The sequence below is a fragment of the Mesorhizobium sp. M2C.T.Ca.TU.002.02.1.1 genome, from assembly GCF_003997225.1.
Genome location: NZ_RZTO01000646.1, coordinates 1 through 3,606, shown reverse-complemented (window position 1 = coordinate 3,606; position 3,606 = coordinate 1). Strand labels below are relative to the sequence as shown.

At 65.2% G+C, this 3,606-nt stretch carries 3 protein-coding genes; 1 reads left to right on the top strand and 2 read right to left on the bottom strand.

Going from position 1 to position 3,606, the window contains the following annotated elements; all coding sequences use genetic code 11:
- On the bottom strand, window positions 1–915 hold a 915-nt coding region (locus EOD07_RS26740; RefSeq protein WP_164772556.1), incomplete at its 3' end, for an NAD(P)/FAD-dependent oxidoreductase.
- Window positions 902–2,521: an NAD(P)/FAD-dependent oxidoreductase gene (locus EOD07_RS26735; protein ID WP_127237548.1), complete on the bottom strand. Its 1,620-nt coding sequence runs from the start codon at window positions 2,519–2,521 to the stop codon at window positions 902–904. The genes EOD07_RS26735 and EOD07_RS26740, both read right to left, overlap by 14 nt.
- 255 nt (window positions 2,522–2,776) lie before the next feature.
- Between EOD07_RS26735 and EOD07_RS26730 the strand changes: the two genes are divergently transcribed.
- The gene (locus EOD07_RS26730) at window positions 2,777–3,571 is read left to right on the top strand and encodes a class I SAM-dependent methyltransferase (RefSeq protein ID WP_127237547.1); all 795 of its coding nucleotides are present in this window, start codon (window positions 2,777–2,779) and stop codon (window positions 3,569–3,571) included.
- The last annotated feature ends 35 nt before the right edge of the window (window positions 3,572–3,606 follow it).

Here is a 3,606-nt window from a genome sequence, read left to right as displayed (position 1 = left end):
GAGGATCGTCGTCGCCGGGTTCACCGCGGAAACGACGGTCCTTGCCCGCAGCGTCTCGCCGTTCTGCGTGACGACACCGACGGCGCGGCCTTTCTCAACGATCACCTTCGCGACCGGCGAAGCCGGGCGGATCGAGACACCGGCCTTTTCCGCCGCCGCGCGGATGGCGGCGACGACGGCGCCCATGCCGCCTTTCGGCTGGACTTGCGCGCCGGCGAGGCCGCCGATCTCGCCGGAAAGCCTGTAATAGAGGCCGAGCAGCGAGGTCGGTGAGCGCGGGCCGAGATGGCTGCCCAGCGTCGCGTCGAAGGCAAGCAGGCCCTTCAGCCGGTCGTCGGAAAGCTGCTCGTCGAGCAAGTCGTAGACATTCATCAGGAGCACGCGCAGGAAGTCGCGCATGTTTTCCTTGCCGAGCCGCTTCAGCGCCAGCGCGGTCTGGCCGAGTCCGGTCATTTCGGCGAGCGACATGTCGCCGAGGTCCGGCGGCCTGCGCGACAGGAACGGCTTCAGCACGCCGGCATGGCGCAGCAGCTGCGCGCGCAGCTCTTTCCAGGCTGATTGCTCCGACGTGCTGGCGCCCGTCAGCACCTCGCCATAGGCGCCGTGCAGCACCAGCGGGCCGTCCTTCGACAACGCGACCGAGGGCACGAAATCGCCGCGCTCGACCGTCAACCCATGCCGCTCCAACTCCAGCGTCTTCACTACATCGGGATGGAGACGGTTGAGCAGATGCGCGACCGCGGAGACTCGGAAGCCCGGCGCGAATTCCTCGGTGCGCGCGGCGCCGCCGACCTCGTCGCCGGCTTCGAGCAGCAGCACCTTGCGGCCCCACTTCGCCAGCGTCGCGGCGGCGACGAGGCCGTTGTGGCCGCCGCCGATGACGATGGCGTCCCAATTCAAATCAGATGACGTCATGGGCCGGGCTCATATGCAGGCTTGGCTTGGCGAGGTCGCGCAGGATCTCGGCGGCGGCATTGCGACCGGGCGCGCCCATGACGCCGCCGCCGGGATGGGTGGAGGAGCCGCATATATAAAGCCCGCCGACCGGCGAACGGTATTGCGCGTAACCCGGCACCGGACGGTTGAAGAGCAGCTGGTCGAAGGTGAGCTCGCCCTGGAAGATGTTGCCTTCGGTGAGGCCGACCTCGGCTTCGATTTCGCGCGGCGTGCGCACTTCCATGTGGACGATACGGTCGCGGAAGCCGGGCGAATATTGCGCGATCTGGGAAATCACGCTTTCGGCAAAGCCGTCGCGGTCGGCATCGGTCCAATCCGCCCCCCTTATCTTCGGCGGCGCATATTGCACGAAGCAGCTCATGAAATGCTTGCCCGGCGGCGCCATGGTCGGGTCGAGCGTGGTCGGGATCATCATGTCGAGGAAGGGATCGGCCGACCAGCGCCCGGCCTTCCAGTCGTCATAGGCGCGCTCCATGCGCTCGATGGAATCGGTGAAATGCATGTCGGCGCGATAGACCGGCGAGTCCTTCGGGAGAGCAGGGAATTCGGGCAGCGAATCCAGCGCGATGTTGACCTTGCCGGACGAGCCGCGGATTTTGAAATTTCGGACGCGGCGCAGGAAGATATCAGGCAGTTCCTTCTCCTCGACCAGCTTCAGGAAGGTGCGCTTGACGTCGGCGTTGGAGATGACGAGCTTGCCATAAATCTCCTCGCCGCCGGCAAGCACCACGCCCTTCGCCTTGCCATTTTTGATCAGCACGTGGTCGACCTCGGCACCGGTGCGGATGGTGCCGCCGGAGGCCTTGAGGGAGGCGGCCAGCGCCCTGGTGACGGCGCCCATGCCGCCGCGCGCATAGCCCCAGGCGCCGACCGAGCCGTCGACCTCGCCCATATAGTGGTGCAGCAGCACATAAGCCGTGCCGGGCGACATCGGCCCGAGCGCCGTGCCGATGATGCCGGAGAGCGCGAAGTTCGCCTTGATGACGTCGGTTTCGAAATACTCGTCGAGGAAGTCGGAGATCGACATCGTCCAGAAGCGCAGGGTCAGCGCCATCTCCTCAGCTGAAAGCCCGGCGAATTTCTTGCCGAGATAGAGCAACTCGCCGAGGTCGCGCGGCCGAAAACTGGTCGGGTCGGGGGCGGTGCGCATCAAGAGCGGCTGGATGAAGCGACATTGCCTGGTGACGTCGCGCGAATAGCGGTCATAGGCCTCGGCGTCGCGCTTCGAGAAGCGGGCGAACTCGCGGCGATGCGCGTCGTGATCGCGGTAATTGGCAAGATAGTCGCCGTCGCGGGTGAACACCGCGCCGCCTTCGTAGGAGATCACCTGCAGGCCGAAGCGCGGCAGCTCCAGGTCGCGCATGATCTCGGGCCGGAACAGCGAGCAGACATAGGAGCAGTTGGAATAGAGGAAGCCCGGCGTCAGCTCGCGGCTGGTGGCCGCGCCGCCGACCCAGTCGTTCTTTTCGACCACCAGCACGTCCAGCCCGGCGCGCTGCAGATAGCAGGCGTTGACCAGGCCGTTATGGCCGCCGCCGATGACGATCGCGTCCCATGCCTTCATGCGCGCTCAACCTCCATTCGGTCGCCCCTATCGTCTTGGTTTTGTGCAGTTCCGGGCGGAGAACCGCTTCACGCTCTTCCTGGAATTGCTCTGTGCTTCTGTTTCCCGATTGCCCGAATTTCGCATGGATCACGGATTTTTGTCTAGTCATTTTGAATGAATGTTCAACAAATGATGTTGCGTTTTCCTGTTGATGCGCTACGCTTTGCCGACATTCTGGACTGATCCGCATCGGCATTTGGGGTTGAGGATCCGATGATCGAAACGGCTGACGCCGAGCCGGAATATGACGACACCGCCATTCGCTTCCTCGAAGCGCTGTGGGGCGAGGGCTACCTGTCGCCGGGTGGGCCGGACGAGGTCGACCGGGTGGTCGAAGGCCTCTCGCTCAAGGGCAAGACGATCCTCGATATCGGCTGCGGCGCCGGCGGCATCACGCTGCATCTGGCGGCAACGCACGGCGCGGCTCGAGCCACCGGCTTCGACGTCGAAAGGCCGGTGATCGAGACGGCAAGGCGAAGAGCGGTAGCGCAAGGCCTCGAGGATCGTGTCAGTTTCGTCCAGGCGCCGCCGGGGCCGCTGCCGTTCACGGATGCTTCCTTCGACGTGGTCTTCTCCAAGGACGCGCTGCTGCATGTGCCGGACAAGGACGCGCTGTTCGCCGAGATCTTCCGCGTGCTGAAGCCGGGCGGGGTGTTTGCCGCGTCGAACTGGATGATCGGGCATGACGGCGAGCCGTCGCTTGAGATGAAGGCCTATGTCGCGGCCGAAGGGCTCTCCTTCGCCATGGCCTCACCGGCGCGCTATGCCGAGGCGATGCGGCGCGCCGGCTTCACCGGCATCGCCGTGCGCGACCGCAATCCGTGGTACCGCGAGGTAGCGCGGGAGGAGCTGGCGCGGCTCAAGGGGCCGCTCTACGCGAAGGCCGCGGCAGCGGTCGGCGCGGCCTATGTCGACAAGAACATCAAGACCTGGGAGGCGATGCAGAAGGTGCTTGACAGTGGCGAGCACCGCCCCACTCATCTGCGCGGTTGGAAGCCGGTTGGATAGCCGGCGATGCTGGAGACCGTCACCCTTATGAAGAC

Bases quoted from the DNA above. Each gene is read 5' to 3' on its own strand.
- EOD07_RS26735 (WP_127237548.1), bottom strand. From the start codon at position 2,521: ATGAAGGCATGGGACGCGATCGTCATCGGCGGCGGCCATAACGGCCTG.
- EOD07_RS26730 (WP_127237547.1), top strand. From the start codon at position 2,777: ATGATCGAAACGGCTGACGCCGAGCCGGAATATGACGACACCGCCATT.